22 protein-coding genes are annotated in these 24,429 nt (G+C 42.4%); 5 read left to right on the top strand and 17 right to left on the bottom strand.

All coding sequences use genetic code 11. The annotated features are described in order from the left end of the window. Nucleotides 1-32: 32 nt before the first annotated feature. Together LDO51_RS14105 and LDO51_RS14100 are read right to left on the bottom strand one after the other, a co-directional pair. Nucleotides 33-1,562: a DUF3999 family protein gene (locus tag LDO51_RS14105; protein ID WP_225575066.1), complete on the bottom strand. Its 1,530-nt coding sequence runs from the start codon at nt 1,560-1,562 to the stop codon at nt 33-35. After that, on the bottom strand, nt 1,559-4,327 hold the full coding sequence (locus LDO51_RS14100; protein ID WP_225575065.1) for a DUF2339 domain-containing protein: 2,769 nt from the start codon (nt 4,325-4,327) through the stop codon (nt 1,559-1,561). The genes LDO51_RS14105 and LDO51_RS14100 overlap by 4 nt, the downstream gene beginning before the upstream one ends. 498 nt (nt 4,328-4,825) lie before the next feature. On the opposite strand from LDO51_RS14100, the gene LDO51_RS14095 reads away from it, so the two are divergent. Both LDO51_RS14095 and glpX read left to right on the top strand, forming a co-directional pair. Then, complete coding sequence (locus LDO51_RS14095) at nt 4,826-5,749, top strand: AEC family transporter (RefSeq protein WP_225575064.1); 924 nt, start codon at nt 4,826-4,828, stop codon at nt 5,747-5,749. A gap of 163 nt (nt 5,750-5,912) precedes the next feature. Then, nucleotides 5,913-6,890, top strand: a complete 978-nt coding sequence (gene glpX / locus LDO51_RS14090; RefSeq protein ID WP_225577279.1) for a class II fructose-bisphosphatase — start codon at nt 5,913-5,915, stop codon at nt 6,888-6,890. A 95-nt stretch (nt 6,891-6,985) separates the two neighbouring features. Here the strand turns inward: glpX and dtpA are convergent, their stop codons facing one another. Then, nucleotides 6,986-8,455: a dipeptide/tripeptide permease DtpA gene (dtpA, locus tag LDO51_RS14085; RefSeq protein WP_225575063.1), complete on the bottom strand. Its 1,470-nt coding sequence runs from the start codon at nt 8,453-8,455 to the stop codon at nt 6,986-6,988. A 1,018-nt stretch (nt 8,456-9,473) separates the two neighbouring features. Between dtpA and LDO51_RS14080 the strand changes: the two genes are divergently transcribed. Further along, nucleotides 9,474-10,535: a tetratricopeptide repeat protein gene (locus LDO51_RS14080; protein ID WP_225575062.1), complete on the top strand. Its 1,062-nt coding sequence runs from the start codon at nt 9,474-9,476 to the stop codon at nt 10,533-10,535. Between the two features lie 42 nt (nt 10,536-10,577). Here LDO51_RS14080 and LDO51_RS14075 read toward each other — a convergent pair whose 3' ends face one another. From LDO51_RS14075 to LDO51_RS14040, 8 genes are all read right to left on the bottom strand, one after another. Then, on the bottom strand, nt 10,578-11,060 hold the full coding sequence (locus LDO51_RS14075; RefSeq protein ID WP_225575061.1) for a glutathione peroxidase: 483 nt from the start codon (nt 11,058-11,060) through the stop codon (nt 10,578-10,580). Nucleotides 11,061-11,084: 24 nt separating this feature from the next. After that, nucleotides 11,085-11,636 carry a helix-turn-helix transcriptional regulator gene (locus tag LDO51_RS14070; protein WP_225575060.1) on the bottom strand — a complete coding sequence of 184 codons (552 nt, stop codon included), beginning with the start codon at nt 11,634-11,636 and terminating at the stop codon, nt 11,085-11,087. Nucleotides 11,637-11,937: 301 nt separating this feature from the next. Further along, complete coding sequence (locus LDO51_RS14065; RefSeq protein WP_225575059.1) at nt 11,938-12,942, bottom strand: Rieske 2Fe-2S domain-containing protein; 1,005 nt, start codon at nt 12,940-12,942, stop codon at nt 11,938-11,940. Continuing rightward, complete coding sequence (locus LDO51_RS14060; RefSeq protein ID WP_225575058.1) at nt 12,939-14,081, bottom strand: hypothetical protein; 1,143 nt, start codon at nt 14,079-14,081, stop codon at nt 12,939-12,941. Before LDO51_RS14060 ends, LDO51_RS14065 begins: the two co-directional genes overlap by 4 nt. Beyond that, nucleotides 14,078-15,265, bottom strand: coding sequence for an ATP-grasp domain-containing protein (locus LDO51_RS19775; protein WP_225575057.1), 1,188 nt, complete (start codon nt 15,263-15,265; stop codon nt 14,078-14,080). The genes LDO51_RS14060 and LDO51_RS19775 overlap by 4 nt, the downstream gene beginning before the upstream one ends. Nucleotides 15,266-15,293: 28 nt before the next feature. Continuing rightward, on the bottom strand, nt 15,294-15,974 hold the full coding sequence (gene dpiA / locus LDO51_RS14050) for a two-component response regulator DpiA (RefSeq protein WP_154628501.1): 681 nt from the start codon (nt 15,972-15,974) through the stop codon (nt 15,294-15,296). Nucleotides 15,975-16,462: 488 nt separating this feature from the next. Next, the gene (locus LDO51_RS14045; RefSeq protein ID WP_225575056.1) at nt 16,463-16,750 is read right to left on the bottom strand and encodes a hypothetical protein; all 288 of its coding nucleotides are present in this window, start codon (nt 16,748-16,750) and stop codon (nt 16,463-16,465) included. 651 nt (nt 16,751-17,401) lie between these two features. Continuing rightward, on the bottom strand, nt 17,402-17,647 hold the full coding sequence (locus tag LDO51_RS14040) for a hypothetical protein (protein WP_419182011.1): 246 nt from the start codon (nt 17,645-17,647) through the stop codon (nt 17,402-17,404). A gap of 563 nt (nt 17,648-18,210) precedes the next feature. On the opposite strand from LDO51_RS14040, the gene LDO51_RS14035 reads away from it, so the two are divergent. Beyond that, nucleotides 18,211-18,627 (top strand): hypothetical protein, encoded by a 417-nt coding sequence (locus tag LDO51_RS14035; RefSeq protein WP_137021944.1) that lies wholly within the window; start codon nt 18,211-18,213, stop codon nt 18,625-18,627. Between the two features lie 82 nt (nt 18,628-18,709). After that, nucleotides 18,710-19,078 carry a hypothetical protein gene (locus LDO51_RS14030; protein WP_137021945.1) on the top strand — a complete coding sequence of 123 codons (369 nt, stop codon included), beginning with the start codon at nt 18,710-18,712 and terminating at the stop codon, nt 19,076-19,078. 299 nt (nt 19,079-19,377) lie between these two features. Here the strand turns inward: LDO51_RS14030 and LDO51_RS14025 are convergent, their stop codons facing one another. The 6 genes from LDO51_RS14025 to LDO51_RS14000 form a co-directional block, all read right to left on the bottom strand. Continuing rightward, on the bottom strand, nt 19,378-19,770 hold the full coding sequence (locus LDO51_RS14025) for a terminase small subunit (protein ID WP_036983508.1): 393 nt from the start codon (nt 19,768-19,770) through the stop codon (nt 19,378-19,380). 484 nt (nt 19,771-20,254) lie between these two features. Then, a complete protein-coding gene (locus LDO51_RS14020) occupies nt 20,255-20,707 on the bottom strand; it encodes a hypothetical protein (protein ID WP_225575055.1) in 453 nt (150 codons plus the stop codon). A 62-nt stretch (nt 20,708-20,769) separates the two neighbouring features. Then, complete coding sequence (locus LDO51_RS14015) at nt 20,770-23,148, bottom strand: hypothetical protein (RefSeq protein ID WP_225575054.1); 2,379 nt, start codon at nt 23,146-23,148, stop codon at nt 20,770-20,772. Next, nucleotides 23,149-23,322, bottom strand: a complete 174-nt coding sequence (locus tag LDO51_RS14010; RefSeq protein WP_080675951.1) for a 3-hydroxybutyryl-CoA dehydrogenase — start codon at nt 23,320-23,322, stop codon at nt 23,149-23,151. Nucleotides 23,323-23,523: 201 nt separating this feature from the next. Then, complete coding sequence (locus tag LDO51_RS14005) at nt 23,524-23,961, bottom strand: ProQ/FinO family protein (protein ID WP_225575053.1); 438 nt, start codon at nt 23,959-23,961, stop codon at nt 23,524-23,526. Further along, entirely contained in the window at nt 23,961-24,275 is a 315-nt protein-coding gene (locus LDO51_RS14000) for a hypothetical protein (RefSeq protein ID WP_225575052.1), read from the bottom strand. The genes LDO51_RS14005 and LDO51_RS14000 overlap by 1 nt, the downstream gene beginning before the upstream one ends. Nucleotides 24,276-24,429: the final 154 nt, after the last annotated feature.

Below are 24,429 nucleotides of genomic sequence, written 5' to 3'. Positions count from 1 at the left end.
TCAAAAAAAGGAACCTCAGGTTCCTTTTTCAGTTAAAAATCATCTGGGTTAGATTTATTTGATGACCCAATCTCTTTGAAAAGATACCAGCAGAAATAAAGCAGCGCGAAAATACCGACAACAAGTAATACCCATAATGCAATGATCATCCAATGTAACCCTTTTTCCACGGGCTTATCTTGGATTTTTTTCTCCACACCACCTAAATTCAATACTTTACCCGTTGTTGTGATTTCAGGGAAATCATCCATCACGTTCTCAACGCTTTCATTTTTACCAATAAGTTGAGTGTAGTTAACATTATCTAAAGTGGCTTGTTTATTTCCCCACACTAGCAAGTAAGGCGAAGCACCTTGTATATTCACAATCAGATTCACAGCATCACGTAACCCATAAATCGTAGGTGGCAGCTCATCCCAACTGCCTTTTAATGCAGTTATTCTGAGTCCTTTAATTTGCTTATCGTGGATCATTAAATTCGGATTGCTGGCTTTATCACCATCATTGATTTGGTTGAAAACCATCACATTCGCCAACAATTTCCATTCATCATCACTATTGGCAATATATTCTATTTTAAGCGGTATCACGCGATTTGATTGTTGTAACTTAATACTGATTTCATTTAATGGCTGCGGAGTTGGCAAGCGATAAATCACTTGTTCTCGAGTGATACCATCGTTCGTCACTTCAAAGAGAAAAGATTCCTGACGGTGGAAAGAGTTCATAACATACTGCAATCCTGTCACAGATTGAAGAAGTGGAATTTCATGCTCTGGCGTGCTCACCGTTACTAACATTAGGTATGGTGCAACAAACCCAGTACTTTCCCCTCTTAATAACTCAATGGTATTACTCGCCACAACTCCTGAGTCTAATTTCAGGCTCATGACAGGCTGATTCGACGCAATATTTACCCAGTTTTTCTTATCGGTACTAAAATAAACAAAAACTTTGGCTTGCCAGTCCTGATTGTTCTGATCCCAACCTAAATTTAAAGTCGATAAAACACCGTTCTCTTTGAGTTGATCACGCGTCAATAAATAGGCTTGATAATTGGTTTTATCTTTTCGTTGTAAATTCGGCAATTCAATACGGGTTGTTTTTCCTGGCTCTGCTTCTACCAGTATATATTGGCTATCAAATTGAGCATCATCGTTAGGATTCACATTATCTGCACGAGTAACTAAGCGTTGAAAATTAAATTTAACATTGGTCGTCGCAACAGATTTATTGGTATCGAAAAATAGCGCCGTCGGAATTTCATTCCCTGTTCCATTGAAAACACGAATATCTTGCAGAGTATCTGGATACGCAGATCCCATATAGGCAGCCGCAGGTAACTCTAGCCAGTAGAACGGGCTGCTCCTATCCGGTGTAGTAAGCTCTTTTCCTTGATAAAAATCATAAGGGCTTACTTGCGTAGAATCAGTAGCTCTAGAGCCATTGGTTTTAGAGTCGCTAGCATAGCTTCCAAATGATAATAAGCATATTGAGGAAAAGAAAGCGCCCCATGCACATAATATTGTTATGTTTTTCACGGCTATTTTCATGCAGTTCATAACGATTTATCCTGTACCTCAATGTCCATTTTATGCTTTGGTGGTAATGGGGAGAAATACCCCACAACCAAGATCAACACCGCTACGGCAATAAAGGAGACCGCACGGGAAATGCCATCCTGCCCATACACATCAATAAGAAATAGTTTTGCAATCACACAAGCAAAAATCGCTGCACCACCAAACCACCATGTTCGACTTTTCTTCACAGCAGCAATCACCATGCAGAATAGTGCAGCTATTGCCCAGCTAATGGAAAGAACCGTTTGCACGAGACGCGAATCAAATAAGATATTCTCATTCCAAGGAATATTCGCAAAATCAGCCGTCGCACGAAGAATGATGCCGTTATACCAGAAGATAGCTAATCCAATGATCACCACCATCAGACCTTTCATCACCCCAATTTCAATAGGCGTTATTTTTCTTATCTTCGCGATAAAACCTTTGCGCATCAATAACAGCGCTGCAATGCTAAACAGTCCCGCTTCATCTAGCGGGTTAACTAATGGGACGTAACTCCAAAACGTGAGTTTTCCATCTTCAAAGTTAGACCAATATGAAAGTGCCACCAATACTGCCATAAGTGGCAATAAACTATACCAATACAGCAAGCCTTTACGGCGCATTGGTACAAATTTGTTATGTTGCAGCAAGTAGAGGATTAATACCACTAAGGTTATCGACATAATGTAAATGAAGTAACCCAGTTCGTGCATTCCCCACGGTAGATTAGCAACAAACCAGTTAACTTGTGTCGCACCAAATCCAATAATTAACCATAGATTGGCAACGTACATTCCACGTCGAATATACAAGTTTTGGATACTATAAGCGTGCATCACATACAGAACTGAACTGCCCAAGATCACAGGCCAAATCAACGAACCTTCTCCACGCCCCATCGGATTTTCTGCATAAATAAAATCTAATGTTAAATAGTAATAAGCCACTGCCCATAATGAGAACTGGCATAAAACTAATGGTATCCAATTGATTTTTTGACCACCAATACGCCAACACCACGCAGAGATAAGCACTATCGCTAAAATAATTAAGCTTTCCGTTTCACTGTTCCATGAAAGCATGTCAGTAAATTCTGGCACCCAGATGAACCAGACAACTAACCCTAGGATCAAAAATGCATAACTGAGCGCAATAAAATAGCTCGCGTCTTTCTGGCGCACATGAAATAACCCGCCCGCAAAGAAGCAAGCAGCTATCAGGCTTGGTAGCATGTAAATAACATTGTTACTCCAATAATGATAAGGATAGTCACTTAATATCATTAAAGCACTCACAGCAATGAGCAGTGACGAGAGCAACGCTAATTTTTTATGCCCTTGATTGAGGGCAAACCACAGCATGGCTAAGCCTTGTAATGACCAAACAATCGTCGTCCATTCAAATGACAAGGCGAGCGGCACCGCCAATGTTACGAAGCTAGCGCCAATAATGATGTTACCTAGAGCCATATTCTTGCCTGCGGTATTAAAGCGTTTATGAAGCTGTAAACTGGCAATGAGATACAGTAAGCCGATAAGCAGAGAAATAAATGCTGGCAATAATCCGATGCCATCCGAAATAGCAAATTGCAAAGCAATGCTCATTAATGGTGGGAAAAATAATAGGGTATTATCGACAACGAGCTGTTTATTATGCTCAAAACGCAAGGCAAATAACTGAGTTAATGCATTGAATACAACCAAGTTAGCAATAATAAATAGCTGGCATGATAGATAATAATCATAATGATAATTGTCCATTCCCCATAATATTGCCACACCATAGGTCATAAACATGCCGACTAAATTTAACGGGCGCCATGCTTGCCAGAAACTGATGACTAAAATACCTATCGACAACATTAAGTAATAGGAGAATAAAACAATGTGGCTACCGCCTCCAGTGGACAGTAATATTGGCGCTAAATAACCACCTAAAGACGCTAAAATCGCTAAGCTAATCGTACGCTGTAATAACGCCAACCCAATACTCGCACAGCAGATGATTAGCATCGCCACAAATGCAAACCCATAAGGGATCATGGTGTATAACTTGAAAGCAGCAAAAACTGTAATGTATAAGCAGCCGATTGCACCGCCTTGTAATATCAGGCCAAATAATGCTTTTTTCGTGCGAAGCCACCAACCTATACCTAATAAAACTAAACAACCCGCAGCACTGAAGACGAGCCTTAACTCAGGTGAAATAATTTCATTCTGTACGCTATAATTCAGTAAATAGGCAACGCCTAAAAATAATAATAAAATTCCTATCTTAGCCAGCGGATTACCTGTTATTAACCACGTAAAGAAATGGGCAAAAATGGATTTATCTTCAGCTTTATTCTGAGATGATGCAGGCTGGCTTGGTTTCGGCTTATCAAAACGATTTGGATTAACTGCTATCGGGTTAACTGCATTAACTTGTTTGTCACTGGACACAGCCACCGGCTGCGACATAATTTGAGGTGTTTGAGGCTTAGGATCTTGGATTGCAATTTTAAGTGCATCCACTTGATACTTATTATGTTGGATGTCACCTTGATGGGATATTGGATTTTCTTCATCCATATCAATAGCGTGAACAGGCTGAAGGCCGTTATCACGGGCTATTTCGGCTTCTAGAGAGGCAACCTTTTGGTTCAACTGGTTAATTTGGTATTGCATTCGACCAGTGCGATTAATCGCAATGATAGCTAGCACAGGGGCAACTATCACAAACGCAATAAAAATGAGCCCTAGGAGTATCCATGTATCCACAAATAGGTTTCCTTCTTTAATCCAATGCCAGTAACCCAAGATTAGTTAACAGGATCTTAGAATACACAGTATCAATCGATATTATTCAATAACCGTCCTAGTTTAGAGACGAATAACTAAATTGCCAACAGAGAGTAACAAACTGTTACAAAATAACTCATTTTAAGAGTATTCACAGTATGATTTATTCTATCATCTTATTATTTAAGCATCATAAAATGATAGTACATTTTTAGGTGAGAAAAATAAATTTTTAAATATTTATTTTTCTCACCTCTAAATCCTCTATGACTTTATTAATAACTTATTAATTTCAATAATCCATTTTTGATACTTTCTATTTATTATAGAAAATATGCAGATAATAGGTGTTTTTTCTTATGATTATGTTATTAATTTATAGACAAATTCACCAATACGTTATTTAACAAATAGTGACTGTCTTTTATTGATATATTTAAAAATATGTATTGTCCTAAATAACGCAAAGGAATTCCTATGCTATTACACATAATACTTGAAGCCCTAAGTCCCATCGTACTCGGTCTTGCCGTAGGGTGGTTATCGGGTAAATATGGTTTCGTGAAACGAGAATATTCGCAAGCATTTGCTGACTTTGTTGTCAAAATCGCCTTACCATTTGCATTATTCCTTGCAGCCGTTCAAGCCCCACCTTCAGTTTTACTGAATGTTGATTATTTGATAGCGCTAGCAGTTGGGTTAATTGCATCCTATGTCATTGGTTTTGTGGTCGGTAAAGTATTTTTCCGTCACAATAAAACCGATGCTGCGATGCAAGCATTGTCTGTTTCATTCCCGGATATGGCGTACTGTGGACCACCAGTTTTACTGGCAACCGTCGGTTCATCCGGTTTAATTGCCATGGTACTCGGTAACTTAATTTATACCGTCATCATCATTCCATTTACCTTATTGATGATCAGCGGATCAGCGAATGGTAATGGTATTCTGAAATCTATCGGTAAAGCCGTCATTCAGCCATTAGTTTTCCTGCCTGTTTTAGGGGCAATTCTGGCAATTTGTGGCGTGAAATTACCTGAAATTCTACAAAACTCAGTCAATGAACTCGGAAAAACTGCAGGTGGTGTGGCCCTCTTCTTCCTTGGTTTATTACTTTCAGGTATTAAACTCACAATCAATAAAGAAATTGTCTTTAACGTTTTTGTGAAAAACTTTGTACAGGCGGCACTTATTCTTGGAACCGGCCTCGCATTAGGGTTACAAAGTGATTTATTAAAAGCGGCATTTATTATCGGTGTGTTACCGACGGCAACGGCTGTACCAGCGTTAGCTATCAGTAATAAAGCCTATACTGAAACCTCCGCGGGAACCGTATTACTCAGTACTATTGCGGCATTGATTTCAATTATTGGTGGGATCACCATCGTCGAAATGCTGTAACTTTATGTTGGCGGAGCTCACTCCGCCCTTTCCATCTGCTTAATTACTCTCTCCAACCTCAATTAAACGCCGCTTTATTCGCCAAAAAATTACCAAGTTGATCACAAAAAACGTATCATAGGCGCGATAATTTTTTAGTCCTAGGAATAACACCAAAATGAAAATTAGCGATGAACTCGCGTCTGCTATCGCGTCAGTGACGGAAGTTGCTGCCATTGCCGCGTTTGAATGGGTCGGGAAACAAGATAAAAATGCAGCGGATAACGCTGCGGTTGAAGCCATGCGAAATCGACTCAATGAAATTGATTTTCATGGGAAAATCGTAATTGGTGAAGGGGAAATTGACGAAGCACCAATGCTGTATATTGGCGAGCAAGTCGGCAAACAATCTAGCGAACATCATTTAGATATTGCGGTCGACCCTATTGATGGGACCCGCATGGTGGCATGTAATGAGCACAATGCCATTGCAGTTTTGGCGGCAGCACCAACAGGAACATTACTGCAAGCCCCCGATATGTATATGGAAAAAATGGTCGTCGGTACAGCCGCAAAAGATGCCGTTCACCTAAAAAATCCATTAGAGAAGAATCTTGAGTTTCTCTCTGCAGCATTGGATAAACCAATTTCCATGCTCAACATTGCCATTCTCGATAAACCTCGCCACCAGCACATTATTAAAACTATCCGTAACTTTGGTGCCAATGTTATCACTATTCCTGATGGAGATGTTCTTGCATCACTGCTAACAATCTTACCTGAGCACCCTATTGATATGATGTATGGCATCGGCGGTGCACCAGAAGGCATTATTAGTGCAGCCATTGCACGCGCATTAGGTGGAGACATGCAAGCACGCCTTGTACCGCGCAATAAAGCCAAAGAAGACACCGAACAAAATAAACTGTTAGCGGCGCAAGAAGCCATTCGTTGCCAGCAGATGGGTATCGAAATTGGGGAGATTTTAACGTTGGATATGATGGTGAATACGTCTGATGTCATTTTCTCTGCCACCGCTATCACCCCAACGGTGCTGATGAATGGTATCTCGAATGATCTGCATAGCCGCAGCGCGAGCACCATTTTAGTCAACGGCAATAACCGTTCCATGAAGCTAATTAGCAATCGGTATTTTAAATAGCAAATACATTGAATCACGAATGCTTTAAATAATCATGCATTAAAAAAGGGCGATATTTCTATCGCCCTTTTCAATTTTATGACTAACAGAACAAATTAATGTTGTTCTTGCGTCATACGGTTTAATAACGGCGCCGTGAATACCATCACAATGGCAATAGCCCCCGTCACCAGACCAATCTTCATAAAGACATCGCTGTAAACAGCCAGAGATTCAACTTTGCTGGTGATTTCGCCTTGAGGTGCAGCCGCCATAGAAGCAACATAACCCGCGATAAATGCCGCAGCAGAGTTAGTTAAGAACCATGCGCCCATGATAAAGCCCATCAGACGTTGTGGAACTAACTGTGCCACCATCGCCAGACCCAGACCAGAAATCATCAGCTCACCGATACTTTGGAAACCGTAGCAGATAACTAACCATTGAACAGAAACGATACCCGCTTCGTTCGCGAATTTTGCCCCTAATGGCAGCACTAAGAACGCCGCAGAGCACAGTAACATTCCGATAGCGAATTTATGTGGCATCGGTAAGTTATCGCCCATTTTGTTATAGATTGCCGCCAAAATTGGGCTACCAATCATGATCCATAATGGGTTTAATGCTTGATACTGAGCGGGCTCAATCGCAAAACCGAAAATTTCATGCTCCACGTTATGCAGTGCGAAGAAGTTCAGTGAGGTTGGCATTTGGCTATAAAGTACGAAGAAAACAACAGCTTCGAGCATCAGGATCAACGCGACTGCCATACGGCGGCGAGCAATACCTTTAAGCGCCATCATCTCTTTGATAAAGATAACTAAAATACCCAGAGAAATCACCGCCAGTGCCGCACGCGCAATGCCTAAGTTGTACAGTAGCCAGTTTGAAATCGCAATCAGAGCAACCACACCGACGATAGTCATCAGTAATTTGGAGATAACAACAGGCGCAAAGTCCGGTTTTGAACCGTGGTCAGCAACCCATTTTTTGCACATATAAAAGTTAATTAAGGTGATGATCAGGCCCACTACGCTGAGGGAGAATGCGACATCCCAGCCGTAATGTTTTGCTAACCATGGCGTTGCCAACATTGAAAAGAATGAACCAATGTTAACGGACATATAGTACATGGTGAATGCACCGTCCAAACGTGGGTCATTTTTGTCATAACAGGTGGATAACAATGATGATGGGTTCGCTTTAAACAGACCGTTACCTACCGCGATGGTAGCAAGGCCGAGGTAAACCATCGACACATCATGCCCAGAGAAGGCAACGAAGGAATAACCGACAATTAATACTACCGTTCCAAGGACAATCGCGCGCTTAGTTCCTAGAACTTTATCCCCTAACCAACCACCGATGGCAACGAAGCCATAAACCAGCGCAGAGAAGGCCGCGAACAGCGTAATAGATTCCGCTTCCGACATGCCAAGCACTTGGCTGAGATAAATTGGGAGGATCCCCTGAAGACCGTAGTAACCAAAACGTTCCCAGAGTTCGATAGAAAAGATGAGATAGAATGAACGAGGTTGCTTAAACGCGTTAAGACTGACTTCCTCTTTGTTATTTGTTGTGGACACAAGTTACCTCTAATACAACCTGTACGTATGCAAAAAAACCACGGGGCGCTGTCTGCACCCTCGCATTGTTATGGTCTCAAGAATTCAAGCTTTAGAAGATTCACTTTTGGTAGGAGGAGTATCAATCCCTGACCTCAAAACAAACAAAACTGTGTGTAAATATTGTTTATGAATCACGAACATAAAATTCAATGAGTTAAAGCATATTTGATTATTTATTCAGCATTACAGCGAATATATGCCAAGCCAAACAAAATAATCAGTTAAGCAATATATGCTATTTATGCACCAAAACTAATAATTTAGCCAGCATTAATTACCATGCTTATAGATGCATATCGTGATTAACTTCAATTTTTTACAAAATCATGAAATTATTATCGCCCATTAAATAACCACTTGTTCACTATATGTTAAGCATATTGTTCTATCTTTAATCATTTTACTCGCTGAGTAACACCCTATAAACACCACAAATATACCGTGCGGTATCCTGCTAATATTTCGTCTTGGTGATAATAAAAACTGAATAGAAATGAATTTAGATAGGTGATTATTTATTAATGTCACTATTGTGTGTTTATTTATCGAACGAAATAGCGGTGTGAGATAAAAATAAAGCGGTATTTGCAGGAAGAGTCATATTTTATGCAAAAAAAAGCCCAGCGACTAAAACTGGGCATAATGCATTCTATTAAGGATCGTACTACTAATTCAAACTACACTACATAGATGCATTATTGCATTACTTCATGTAAAGAAATGAATGTTGAGGGTAAATATATGAATGTTTACACAAGCAAACAGTGATATATATGTAATTAAGACCCTTGATAACCTCAAAAGGTTCATCTTTTTTTTAATTATTTTTATTCTTTTTTATAACATCATGATTTATCGTCTTTTAATACGTAAAAATAATTTTCAAAATAGCAAGAATGGCAATTGTGCCGCTAACAGCAACCCGTTAACCTACCCATTAGGAATAAATGGCTAAAATTCATCCCAAGGAAGCTCAGTGAAACAGTTTACCCTCCCCTTAATTATCTTTTGCTTGCTTTTTATTAACGTGAGCTATGCTAAAACTGTCGCTCCTGCTGCACCCTCTTCGATTGTGGATGAAAAAACGCTCACGCAATTAGCCGATAGTGGGCAAGCCGAAGCTCAGTTTAATTTAGCGATGTTTTATCAATCTCACGGTCAGCTAGATAAAGCCGCATATTGGTATAAGCTTTCCGCCAGCCAACATTTTACCAAGGCACAAATCAACCTCGCCCTGATGTACCAGCAAGGGGCTGGCATCGGTAAAAATCCCAAAGAGATGTTGCATTGGATGGAAGCGGCAGCCAATGCTGGCGACCCTATTGGCCAAATGAATATGGCCGAATATACCCTAGAAGGCATCCCAAACCTGTTAGAGAAAAATCCACAACAAGCATTAAGTTGGCTAGAAAAAGCCGCGGCGCAACAGTTACCCGCAGCGCAGCTAACTTTAGCTTATTGGTATGAAAAAGGTGTGGTCGGAGATAAAGCCCCTCAAAAAGCCAATCAAATCTACCTCGCATTGGCTGAAAAAAATCACCCACAAGCGCTCTATTTATTAGGTTATCAAGCGGCAACGGGGATGTATGACAAAATAAATTACCCCGCAGCTTTTCAATATTTTACACGTTCTGCGGAGTTAGGATTTTCCCCCGCACAAAATAGCCTAGGCATGCTCTACTTAGCAGGGCAAGGTACCAAGCGCGATACTGCTTCGGCTATTAAGTGGCTAACCCTCGCCGCTCAGCAAGGGGAAGTTTCCGCCCAGTTTAATTTAGCGTTAATTTACGCACGAGGTGATGGCATCACCGCCAACCAAGCTAAAGCCTGCCAATGGTTTATCAAGGCCGCCAATCAACGCAGCCGTGATGCACAGTATGCCAGCGGAGCGTGTTATCAATATGGAATGGGCGTACCGCAAGATGACACGAAAGCCTTATATTGGTATCGACTCGCCGCCAAGCAAGGCGACGAACGCGCCCAGAAGAAAGTGATGATTATGGAAAATGAGTTGCAGAATTCGGGGAAAGGGAAATAGCCTCAGATAATTTGCATGAAATAGGCTCAAATTAACGAGCACTCAAATGCCAAGTGCGGCAACAATCGCCGCTTCCATTTTTTCGGGGGTCGTGAACGGTGCAAAGCGCTTGAGCGGCTTACCATCCCGTCCAATCAGGAATTTAGTGAAGTTCCACATAATTCGACCACCCAGCAGCCCAGGTAACTCGCTTTTTAGATAACGAAATACTGGGTGTGCGGCGCTTCCATTGACGTCTATTTTCTCGAACATCGGAAAGCTCACACCGTAGTTAATGTAGCAAGTTTGCCCGATTTCCTCTGCGCCGCCGGGTTCCTGCTTCCCAAATTGATTGCAAGGGAAACCCAGCACCACCAAACCCTGCTCTGCATATTTTTTGTAGAGTGCTTCAAGACCTTCATATTGCGGTGTAAAACCACAATGGCTGGCGGTATTCACGACGAGAACCACTTTACCCGCGTAGTCCGCCATAAAAATAGACTGACCGCTAAGGCTTGTTGCGGTTAGTTGATAAAAGGTGGTCATCGTAAAGCCCTCAAAGATCAAATATTATGAAATAAGTGAATATGCGATTGATTCTACTTCTTTAATGTTTCCAAATGATCGCATTCTTAACGCAAGATTCCACTTGCTCAATATATGTGCATTACGCACCAACTGTTCTCGAGCCTGAATGCCTTTACTGTCGAGGCGACCGCTATCATTCAACCATTTAGCAACTTCTGACCAATCCCAAAGTGGTGATTGGCCACTAATACGTTGGATAGGACAAGGGAAATTGCCTTTACCTCGTGAGCCGTCTTTTAGTAAAGCAATGGCTTGGCGAGTTAAACCGGAAAGTTGGGCAATATCACTCAAACCAACTAGAGCTGAGTCCACCGACTCAACGACAGCCCCAATACCTGCCGTTTCAATGTCATTAATCGCTGATTTGATTGCCAAGTCTAAACTTTCTGCCTCTCGGTCAAATTCTATATACACTGAGCTACCGTAGTAGCAAATTAGCGCATCATCACAGCCGTTGGTATACAGAGCATCCGCAAGCCCCTCTGTCTCCATTTGAACGCCTGATAGCGTCAGTGTGAAATTGTAGAGTTCCATTCCGCTCTCCTCATCAAAAAGGCGGTTGCCCACCTTGGCCTAAAATACCGAATCAATCCTTAGATTTCTTCGGGGTACAGCGGTCAACCATTCTACGGATTTGCTTTGCGTGCTCTAACAATATGCAGTTTGTTGACTCTCGTCAACACTCATTAATGACCTTAGTGTTACGTAATGCAATTGAAGGCTTATACTTGAGAAAACAGATGAGATAGGGTTGATGGTACTGAACCTATAAAAAGAGCCTTTTTATAGGCTCCAAATATGTCTGGAAAGCATATGCAATATTCCTCACAGCGACTTAAAGCCGAAAACAGAACTCCCGCTCCTCAAACATCAGCGGCTCATCCTCTTCAAGTAATTGGCGAATACTAGGACCTAGTAGATCCTGCTCACCATCGAGCGGTGTCGGTAAGGTTCCTTGAAAACGCAGTTTATTGGCACTGACTTTCTCCAATATTTGGCGGTCTTGACGGAGGATCACGCGGAATAACTTGCTCAATACATAACGTTTAATGACTGCCGGAAGCTTGCCGCGCCGAGTGGCAATTCGTGCAAACAGGCGTAACTGACCACTTCCACAAGGTACTAGCCAAGCACTGACCAGCAAATTGAGCTCGTCACGACGATCGCGATACTCAATTTCTGCCAGACACGGCAGACGAAAGCGCCCCATACTAATTCCGCGCTCACGCTCAAACAGTCGCGAAATAATCCCTGACTGTTTGCCCTCTTCGCTATACACGGCTTCGACACCATCTGCCAGTGGGCGAACTCGAGCGCTGATTTGTTGCCGTTCCCTGTCGTGACGTATCCAGCCAGAATGAACAAAATGCGTGTGAAAACCATCAAGAAAATTCTCTGCGGCGTCTTGCAGGGAACACTGCACTTCATCGGTGATCCAAAACGTATCGACTCTCTGCAAACTATCAGAGGGCGCAACTGGCGGGATCAGCGGCCATTCCGTACTCAGGCTAACCCAGACTAGCCCGTGGGCTTCGCAACAAGGGAAACTCTCAAGCAGCGGCTTACTTCCCGCCACAAGGTTGGTACCGGGCACTCGAGTACACCGCCCGTCGGCAGAAAACCGCCAGCCATGATAAGGACACTCAATCTGCCCATCACACACTTTACCCGCACTCAATGGCGCAAAACGGTGCGGACAACGATCGGGCAGTGCAGCAGCACGCCCGTCACTGTCGCGAAACAGCACGAGTGGAGTGTCATGTAACTGACACGCCACAGGTTGGTTTCGCAATTTGTCGCTGATAGCCACAGGCCACCATTGATGTGCAAACAGCTTCACAGTTTTAGCTTCCTCATCATCGGCACACCGATACCATGTAACAGAAAACTCAGCACCTTCCATACTAGGCGTCGCCCCCAAGATAAATGGGCGACGTAGACTAGGCTGTATTCTATCTGCGGCTGGCCACCCCGCAAGCGCTTAAACTCGGCAGCGCCAGAGCTAAAATTCAATATCTGACGGCGTTCAGCCGCTTCTTGTAGGCACAGACGGGTCAATTGTCGATACAATCCAAGCCGTTGAGGCAATGCAGTGTCATAGCCCACTATTGGGGTGCTGATCACGGAGGAAGATGAGAACCAGCCCAACGCGCCGTCAATACGCCCTTCTGCGTTGCGCAAAGCTCGGAACTCTAACCAGCCTTCACGTTGCCCCTGCTGCATCCATTGCGCACTATAATGGGGGTTCAACGTGCAATATTTATCCAAATAAAGCAGGTTATAAAGGTGCTCTATTCTCTTGAAATCGCTATCATTCAATTCGCTACCGGATACAACGGTATACGGGCTTCGCCGTAATAAAGTGGCATCCATCCGAGTATTATGGTGCTGGAGAAACGGCGCTTCCTTCCCTGCCCGACCATCAAACAAATAGACTTGCCGGCTAGGAATACTCAAATAACCGTGTTTTTGCAGGCTTTGGCGCAATGCATGGTTACTGAAATCATTAAGTGAACGAAAACCAATCCCATGCTCAGGAAAGTTTTGTCTCAGCAGTGCCGTGATCGCCGGTAATTCAGTGACGTCCCAATCATCAGGATACAGATTGGTCGATAGCAGCCAGTTGTTGACCTGCACCAATTTGTTGACCTTACCCACATTTAGCAAGCGTTCGACAGCTTGAGTCAGCAACTTTAACGGCCAAGTCAGATAAGGTCGTCCGAGGCGTTTGATTTCTTCGCGGGCATAACCGCTATAGGCTGTTTGGGGGGATACCACATAGCAGTTGTCATCGGGTTCGTTACCGTCTGTGATACTGACCGGAAATTGCTGTGTCCCCGTATCGAGCAGCGCCATTTTCGTGCTGACATTACCTATCAAGCACTCACTGGCACAGGCTCGCACATAGTGCCGAGCCAAACTGTCATTCGGGCTGGCGCTCTCACTAACAATTTGATCTTCGCACAATAATTTCATCATGTACGCTCGTCTAGCGGCTGACCGTTCCATTCGATATCTGCCGTAGACGCCGTTAATAATCCACAGCGTCGAGATACCGCCCGAGCAACGATTTCCGTAAGGCTTCCGACTTGTGCTATCAACGGCCACCAATCACTTTTTTGTACGATAACATCGTGGGCGGCGGCATAATCACGCCAGAATGTCGGGCTCAGGGCGCGTCGTGGTGCGGCAAAGAGCAGCATCGCCAATGCGATCATTCGAGGCTCTAATGTTGGTTCAAGGATCTGCTCAAGTGGATGGCTCAAGCTATTCACTAATAATTGTCGCTGATTATCAAATAGATGCACACCGCTGGTCCCCCTTGGGTTGCACTCCAGCACATGAAACCGACCGTTTTTGTCTTGAATAAAATCGAAGCCTACTTGCCCGTTATAGCCAGTCTCGCGACCAAAATGCTCAAGAAATTGGCGTACCGGTTCTGGTGCACTCGGTTGAAAATAGATCCCCGAACCACGACCGACTCGGTAGCACGGGTGATAACAGCTGTGGGCGCGCAACTCACCGTCAATTAAAACACTAAAACTGCAAAACTCCCGCCCTTCGATAAATCGCTGCGCAACCCAAGGCTCGGCTTGAGTAGGCTGCACGTTATTAAGCTGTTGGGCTGACGGACGGATTAAGGTTTGTGAGGCAAAGCGTGAATACGCGGGTTTGAACACCCAGCTTGCAGCATCCTCCGCGAATGTGAGCAATGCTTGGCTGTCTGTCAGTAGATGAGTTTCAGGGGCAGCTAAAGACCAGCCTTCCGTCATGGCTGCAAAATGCCCCTTATGGTGCAGGCGGTGCAACAGCGAAAAGTCACTGGTTAACACCCGACACAACGGTTGCAAGCGTTCAAGGCCATGAGCCAAATAAAACACTTCTTCGCACGTTGGTAGCAGCAGGTCGATATGTTGATTTTCGATCGCCGTCGCAAGGGCTTCAACCCAAGCAGTCGGGTTCTGTCGAGGTTCAGGCAAGCGGACATAATGTTGCACAGAGCAACTAAAGCGGCTCAGCGGCTGACTGAGCGAATCACCAACGCTGACAGTCCATCCTGCCTCATTAAACGCTCGCGCCCATTCTAGGCAGGCTGGCGCACGGGCGCCAAGGATCAGTACATTCATAACAACCTTTTTGGACATTGGCGCAAACACATTCATACAGACTTCAATCGTCTACCTACAGCAACTAATGACTTCCTCGATATATCCGCTGGGGGCGCCCGACTTTGCCGTATTCAATTTCCGCTTCAATCTTACGTTGGGCTAAACAATACTCTAAATAACGGCGGGCGGTGGTGCGACTTAATTTTATGGTTTCTGCAATTGTCTCTGCCGTATATTCCGCATCGGGTACTGCAAATAACGCGAGCACTTTATCAAGCGTAATAGCATCAATCCCCGTCGGTAGCTCTTCCTTACTCTCACCGCGAGCATAGGTATTAAACATGTCATCAATCTGGCTTTGATTGGTTTTATTGGCCCCCTGCAAAACCGCTTTACGCTGAATATAGCGATCTAACGTTTGCCCTAAACGCTCATACGCTATCGGTTTAACCAGATAATCAAATACGCCGAGGCGAATCGCCTCAGAGACGGTTTCCATATCACTGGCGGCGGTGGTGAACACAATATCCGCACCATTGCGTTCCTGAAGCAGTTCATGAACTAAATCAATCCCTTTGCCATCAGGTAAATAGTTATCCAACAAAATCAAGTCAGGCTTCATGTACTCAATCATTTTTCTTGCTTCTGCAAGATTGCCCGCAAGCCAGACTTTATCACAAGCAGGATAAGCTTTAATGTACTCCGCGTGCATCTCCGCAAGGAGCAGTTCATCTTCGACAATGAGGATTTTTATCTTAGCCATTTTGCGTCTTCACTTTCGGTATAAATGTCGATTATAAACCAATCCCTTTGATTTTATTAAACATAATAATCCAAGGCATAAATTAGGTACAAGCTCAGGTACAAGCAAAACACGGGCTATAAATCATTAAAGGTCATTCTAAAGAGAACATGTCATGCCGTATATTGCTATATTTGAAATAAAAGTCATTAATATTGCAGATAATGAAACACCGACCAGAAATAACCCTGCCCTTGTTTTTCACTGCCTCCGTTTCAAACGGAATGAGTGATTATCACTAATGCGATTTCAAATGACGGCAGTGATTATTTGCACACATCAATATGAGTTATACAAAATAGAATAGGTAGGCTGGTGGACTTATTCGAACTGCCCCGATATTTTCGGGTTAGTTAAAGGTAGGCAACTAATTGTGGGTTAGCTTAAAGAGGTGAAATGTCCTCTTTGGATTTCCTGATTTCAAATCGGCTTATTGATACTAACATTTACTAACAGGTAACTATCTGCGCCCCCGTTAGCTGATAACCATTAAACCATTCATAGCGACCTGTAGCCGTGACTTTGTTTCCTTTCTGGCAGGTCATTAGCTCCAGCGCGTTAATATCGAATGCCACTATCTTTAATGGGTACGGGCTACGCTTGTCACTCTCAGCCTGAATAGTCATCGTAGCCATAACTTTACCTGTGGCTGTTTTAACTCGCTCAGGGGCTTTTATTACCGTTCCTGATGTGGTGATCCTAATTGATTTTGCTTTTCTCATATCTGGTTTATTCATCTTAATACCATCGTAATATAAGCTACTGATTAAAATAAAATGCTGGTGAGATTCAGGAAAATAAGATAATAGTTCCAATTTCTAATGAGATCTAAACGTTAATTTATCCATGATGATACGGGATAATCCCGTATGTATCTATAGGCTATTGATTATGCTTAATTCCGGCAAATCGACGGAATCAAAATATAACTGATTGATAATGTTTAATTCTGTCACAAAACCAGAATAGCGGCATTGGTTATCGTTTCAGTGACCATTGTTAAGAGGTGGCAATACATTGTTTTTATTACTAACGGTCAAATTGACCGCCTGAAACCTTATATAAACCTTATGGCTAATACCTTGCCGTAATCTTGCCATAGTCGTTGTTGTCGCTACCTATCTTTCCCCCATTCGTGAGGGTAACATCAATTTTTAAATTTTGCGGTAACTTATTGATTTTTATTCAGAGTGCTTATTTGCATTGTGGGATTAATTCCCAGAGGACAAATTAGTCCTGTGGTTACTTTTATTTCATGAACATTGTTAAAACATTGCCAGCCAGTGACGAGCCTCCAATTTCAGAGCCTCATGTCTCCTTGTATACCTGTATACCGTCGCACTTTTTAGTGCTTCGCTTAACATTTAACCATTGCGATTACCATCGCATCAGCGTTTTGATGCTGGCTTAGTCCATTGGTAGGTAGGTGCGGTCATTCTGCGCCTGTGCCGCTCTTTAGCCTGTATTGTCTGGGCTACACCAGTTCTAATAGCTAACCTATCGCGTCCGTTTAGTGCTTGCCCTTGCTGGTGGGCTAACTCCATCATGACGGCTTCTGTTGTTTCACGCTGTAACATGGCTATACCTTGATTGTGCTGAATTGGAACAATCGACATCGATGCGAATAATATCATTTTGCTGCGTACCTTTTCGCGTACTGTTCACGAAAGTCTGGATTTTATTTAATTATAACCAATAGTTAGCATCAATTAAGTACCTACTGCGTACCTAAAATAAAAAACGATGTCTGGTTTTGTGAGGTTCGAATAGTCAAATAAACCACCGTGATTCTTTTTGGTATCACTGTAATAACACCGTAATTAATAATTATTGTTGTTAGCTGTAGTAGCTAATATTTAGCTGCTTTGGCTAAAGGCACTAATTTGTGGTTTTGGTGCATAGGTAGCATTTCAACTGTTGCGATAATCACAACGGTTGATACAAGCTCAAAAATGAGCCGATTGATTCTATTGGTAAAATTAGACTGTGCTCAAATTTGAGCTTTGCCATGTGTTCAGTTAGTTACAAGGCGCAATAATACGCTTTGCTTGTTTTACAGTAAGTTACCCTGACTTTGTTATATTAAGTTATACAATTACTCATCAAATCCACCAGCAATTTTATATTTTCTTATCTGTATAACAGCGTTATACGCTGATATAATAAGCACTCATTGAGTTAATAACGGACTATTATCATGAGCAAATCTAATCTTATTGCCTTTCGTCTACCTGCTGAACTCCAAGCACTGTTTAATGATGCTGTATCGAACTCTGCCACTGATAAAACAGCGTGGATAGTCTCGGCTATCAAAGAGAAGTTAAACCGCCCAGACAGTAATCCAGACGCTCGTATGCTGTCGCTGGTGGAACGCCTAGAATCGTCTGTAGCATCTTTGATTGCTGGTAAGGCAGATATCCCACCTTATACCTATAATGAGTCTGCTGTCGTTTCTGTGGTTAATTTGGTGCTATCAGAGGGGATAGATAACGGGCGCATTATCGCTGAACGGATTAACGAGGCTGGCTATCAAACGAAAGGCGGTAAAGCATGGGATAAGGATATTTATTCAGCGTGGAAGCGTCACAAGGATATTGCTGGGAAGCTAAATTAAATAAGGTATCAACGGGCGGTTTTAGTAAACCAACTCGCCCGTTTAACATAAAGGGATTATGAGAACTCATTTAAGGTGAATAATGATTAATATTAATAAATATGGTTTTGAGCGAGTATTAAAAGCTCAAAGAATACGACAAGTAGCAATTGAAGGTATTAGCGATCTAAACAGCAGGATTGCTAGAGAAGCTGCTTGGGATGCTTTTTTAAGTGACCAATTAGATTTGAATTCAAGCAGAGATGTTATGAAAGCCGTTGCCAGAGTTAAATTTGTTGAGGCTGAGAGGATTCATCCCGATCTTGAACTTGATATGGATTGGTTTGTTTTTTATTTTTGTGATGAAGTAGTTAAGATTATTACTTCAATTACAAAAAAAACAGCCCGATGGTTTTTTCTCGGTCTGTTTTTATTCATCGCATTAATTGGCATTACAATTTTAAGCAAATAATCGTCTAATTCCCGAATGTAGTGCTAATTATAAAGGAGTGAAAGGTATCGTATGACTATTTTTCACTCTGTCAATAATAACCTCACCACACCTTAAGCCATGCAACCACCTTACCAATCCTTATTATCTGTAATGTTATCAACATGGCAGCATTTACCCTTAAGAAACCTTAAGATTTGTTAAGATTTATGTATGAGGCTTCGAGTCGGTATTAACTGAAATACGTTAGCAAATGTTAGCATCTGAACGTTTACAATTGTTAACATCCAACCAGTAATAATCTTAGGATTTCTTAGGAGTTAATCAAAAATATCCTTGATTGAGCGCGTCTCTACTTTCACATTAGCACTTAAATCAACCAGAACCTTATCCAGCCCTGTCAATCTGGCTTTCCCCATCGTTGCCGCTACTGCTGCCGATGCTTGAGGCGTGTCAGCATTCAGGGCTTTCAATCTAGCCGCTTCCAGCTCGTCCAATAACATCATAACGGTAATATCGTGCTTTGTTCTAATATCTTGCTGTAGCTCGTTCACCCTTGCCGTAATCTTGCCGTTGTCCAATAGCTCTTTAGCTTTCCTGTTGATTGATTCAGGCTTCATTTTTGCCGTGTCGTATGCCGTTCTATAGGCTTCGCTTGCGTTGCCCGTCTCAATATAGGCAAGGCAGAAATTTTCTTGTTTAGTTGTTAGCATCTAGCCCCCTCATTTAATGTCTATATTTGTCGCTAATTCAGCCCTTTTTTATGGACTCCATTAATCATCAAAGTTACTTTTTACGATACGAATAAATAACCGCTAACGTGCCCGAAAATCATCATTCCCTCGCGCGCGCGTACTGGTCTCGAAAGTCTGGATTTTCTCGCGCGTGCGCGTACTTCTCCATTAATCATCAAAGTTCACGCTGTAACTTCTCAATTATCGCCTGTCTCACGAACTCTGCACGATTGCCAGCCCTGATATAGTTTATCAATATATGCTCGTCTACTGCGTCAATAACGGATTGCTCACACGTTACGATTAGGCGCGTTGTCGGCGTACCGTTAAAGTAGCGATTGCGTTTTTTCTTAATGCTTTGCTGCATGTTTCACCTTGTTAGCACTATTACATAATCTAATTATTGCTTTTTATTTCCACTGGTAGTTTTAACGATATTGTTAAGCCCCGAAGGGCTTGTTAGCTACTTGGTATTTTTAGCGGAGCAATTCCTAATTAAAGTACTGGCTTCGATGTTGTTACTTTTGGCGTTAATTACCAATATCAATCCAGTTTGAGGTGTTGATATTATTTGGTATTTCTCATCATCGGAACTATATCCATATGAAGCGGATTTACCATTACCTTGATAAAACTGTAGTTGAGGTATAGATATTAAAACAGTGTCAGACAAAGTTGCGGTGACAAGCAATTTGCCTCCATCTATGTTCTTCACATGAATTATTGCGCTACCTTCCTTATCAATTCTATCTGTATTAGCTAGACCAGTGCTTTTATCTATAGGAAAGAAGTCACAATCAAATACACCATCATTAATGACTATTTTATCTTCCGTATTAGCCTGTGTGGATGTGGAGTTTCCTGCAAGTGCCAAAAAAGGCAAGAAAACCAGCATAGCAATTATCTTTTTTAACATACCAACCTCTATATTTTGTTTAGGTGATTACACGGTCTGATTTGAGTTAATTACAGAAACTCTTAGCTAAGTGACGGAACGAGTTGATAAACTCGTCTTGTCGATTCCTCGGCTGCCGCCTCATTTACTCCTGATAATGTAGTAGCGGTAGTGTGGACGGTTATACCTCCCACATTAACATCTGTTTTGTTATTCGTAATTCTTTGGGCTTGTGATTTAAGCGCGTTCGATTGGTCTAAAAATCCCTTAGTCAAACCATTCACACCTGCTGCAAAAGGTGTTGATATCTGTTTGTTAAATGATTGAATATTACTAATAGCATTCTGCATAGGGTCGCCAGTACCTTGAATGGCTGCCATAGATAAGGCTTCAGAATACGGATATTTATTATTATTCTCTACTTTAGACATTTCTTTAATCAATGAGAACATGACTGCCGGATTATTCAAATCTAAAACAGAATCAACATTAACCCCCATCCTACCTGCTACGATCTTTGAATATGACGCTGGGTCATTCTTGCCATGACCTTTTGGAGCCCATTTATGGATAATATCCCAGACAGTCTGTAACTTTTTATACTCCGCGGCTGCTGATGTTCCATTGTAGTACATCATTAGCTGTCTAGAACTGGCTCTTATTCCATCATAAGGGCGATCAAACTTAGCCCATCCTTCCCCGTCATTTGATGCTCCATTCTGTTTTGCATAAGCCAAATTTAGCGGACTATTATACCTTAACCCTCTTTCTCCATGCTTTGATGAAACACTGTCATCATTGCTATTCGCTGTATCTTCTTTCCCACCAATTACACCGTTTTTTAATAACTGTTGCTTTCTGCCAATTGTCGTATTTTGGTTTAAGTCGTCCTCTGTTGGCTCTGGCATTTCACCTGAGATCGTCATTCTTAGTATTTCATTAGTAACGTCAATTTCAGTGTATGGCTTACCTGACTTATTCAAGTTAGTCATCGCATGATTGCGGTAGAAATTATCCCTATTAGAATTTCGAGTGGCATTATCTTCTTGTTCTGTGGTAGCTGTTTGCTCTGAATAAAGCATGAGTAGCCACGGGTTTTTGGCTAAAAACTTCGTTGCTGATGCTGTGATTGACGCAAACGCCCGAGTAAGACTCAAAGCCCATTGAGTAGCACCTAGAGATAAACTAGCGAACCCCCCTAATATTTTTGCAACCCATTTTACGCCGAACCAAGTAGCAAATCCTGTTAACGCTAATTTCCAACCCTCAATATCGCCGTTTTGGTCAGTAAACCATTTGCCGATAGTGGTGTCTTTAAACCATGTTTCCAACTCGTCCAGCTTTTTAAGAATAAACGTGATTGAGCCATCCCACTCTTCCCAATCAAATAAGGACTTTCCGCCCTCTTTCCACGTTTTATAGTCATCATATAAGGCGGCTATTGCTGCCGCGAGTAAGAGAACCAAGCCAACGCCACCGAATAACGGGGCAAACATCCCCATAAATGCGGCTCCAGCTTTCAGGGCTAACGGGATCAGCGTCAAGCCTATCACCGCCCCCATAGCTTTAAACACCATGACGGCGGTATCTCGGTTCTTATTCAGGTAATTCAGGAAGCCAGACACTAGCTCAGAGAATTTCAGCGCATAAGGGATAACATAATTAGCCAGTAGCGTCTTTAACCCCTCCCATTGCTGACCTACTAGCGCATTTTGCTTATTCAGTTGCCGGCTAATCTCTAGCTCTTGTTCAGACGAAACCACGATGTCTTTTTGTAAGGCTAGATATTCCTCTACCTCTTTCCGCCCCTGCAGTAACATATTTATCGTGCCTTCGTCAAAGCCCATATTCTTAGCGAAGTTATAGGCTTGAGGTCTGGTCATCTGAGACAGGCTATCGGCAACATCCAGCAAGATATCATCGAGGTTTCTCAACTCTCCGCTATTTTTCATCACCCCCACGTTCAGCGCGTTAAAATAGGGCAGGATAGAGGTATCACCCACCGTCACCAAATCCCACAATGATTTGCTTAATCCGCCCATACTGGCAGCCATGCCCTCTGCGCTGCCTCCTGCCATTTCTGCCGCACCTTGCCAGCGTTTAACGGTAGTCGCATTTACGCCGAGGTTTTTACTTAGAAAATTAAGCTGATCGTTAGCTTTGGCGGTATCGTCAATGAGTTTTTGCAACCCTGATGAAACTAAGATTGTGCTAAATAGTGTGGCGAGGGCTTTAATTCCGTTATTGACTGACTTGGCGAACTCGTCTGTTTGCTCTTTCGCTTTTTTCTGCTGCTCTTTTGTACCCTTGAGCGTTTCGTTAACGTCGCCGAGTACGTCATTTAATGAATCGATAGATTTCGATAACCGATCATTCTCATTCGTCGCTTTCTTCGCATCGGCGGCAAAACTTGCCGAATCCAGCTTTAGCGATACTAGCAATGTATCTATTAACGTTGCCATTTATACCCCCTCACGGCGTAAAGCCTCATTGAGTAGCCCTCTAATTAGTTGCGTCATCGGAGCTTCATTAATTAAATAGTCCTTTTCCGCGCGTTGTTGGCGAAACTTCTCTATGCGTTCCAAAATCTCGCTATCAATTGATACGGCTTTGAACGTTCTTTTTTGTTTGCTCATGGTTATTTATCCACCCTGTTTTTATATACACTATAATTTTAATTCAGATTAAAAAATAAACAACAAATTATTGCTATGATTAGACGCATAAATAGAAATATCTTCTACTAACGCTCGATACCATGGAAATAAGACAACAAAAAACCGACTATTTGAGTCGGCTTTCGTCTTGTATGTGATGATTGATTTTGAATTGGGGTATTAATTCCCGTTCCATTCCGCCAGCGTTTGTTCTGCTATGGCTTGCTGTTCTGGTGTGATTTCTCCGTTAGGTTGCCCGTGCATATCAAACCGATTGCCGCCCAGAGTAAGAGCTTTCAAATACGCCTTGCGGCTGATGTATGACCGTAATCCCTGTTTAATGTGGCTCTCTGGGATATCTAGCCCTTTATCTTTAACCTCAGCAATCATAGCTTCCTTGATGCCAATCATTAGCGGCTTGGCTTCTGGTTCACTGAATAGCGTCCAGTGCTTCGCTATACGGTCTATGCGGTGCTGTTTCTTCTTCGCGTGAACATCTGCCTTATTTTTCTTCTTCGGTTGCTGTGAGGCTTCCTGTGGCGTTTTACCTTGTATGCTTTTGGGTGTGTTCGTCGCTGGTGGATTTTTGCGTTTTAGTGTCAGTGTTTGAGTGCTCATTATACCCCGCCCTCCTTAACAATTGCCCATGAGTAAACGCAAGGCTCACCCATATGAATAAATCTATCATCAGGCAAATAAAGCATTTCACTATAAGCCTCATCTGGGTGTAATGGCTCCATACCAGACTCCCCTGTCAATACAGGCAAGATTTGAGTATATACTTTCGACTCTTTTTCATAGCGCACATCACATAACGCCCATGCTGCTACAGGCGAGTACCATTCAGTTTTATCTGCGTCATTATCGGTGATTTTAACCCACCAACCAGAGATAGCAGGTGTCAGGCTTTTAATGGTCAATTTGTTACTCATTTAAATATCTCTCTATAGGCGAAAAATGATTTTTCTTTGGGATAACGGGATAAGTTGATTATTTCTATTTAATATCATAAAGTTAACTTATCCCAAACACCCTATTTTCTTATCCCAGACTTTTTATTTTTGGGATAATTTTGATTTTTAATTA

It is taken from the genome of Providencia alcalifaciens, from assembly GCF_020271745.1.
Taxonomy (GTDB): domain Bacteria; phylum Pseudomonadota; class Gammaproteobacteria; order Enterobacterales; family Enterobacteriaceae; genus Providencia; species Providencia alcalifaciens_B.
This window is presented reverse-complemented; position numbering and strand designations above follow the sequence as displayed.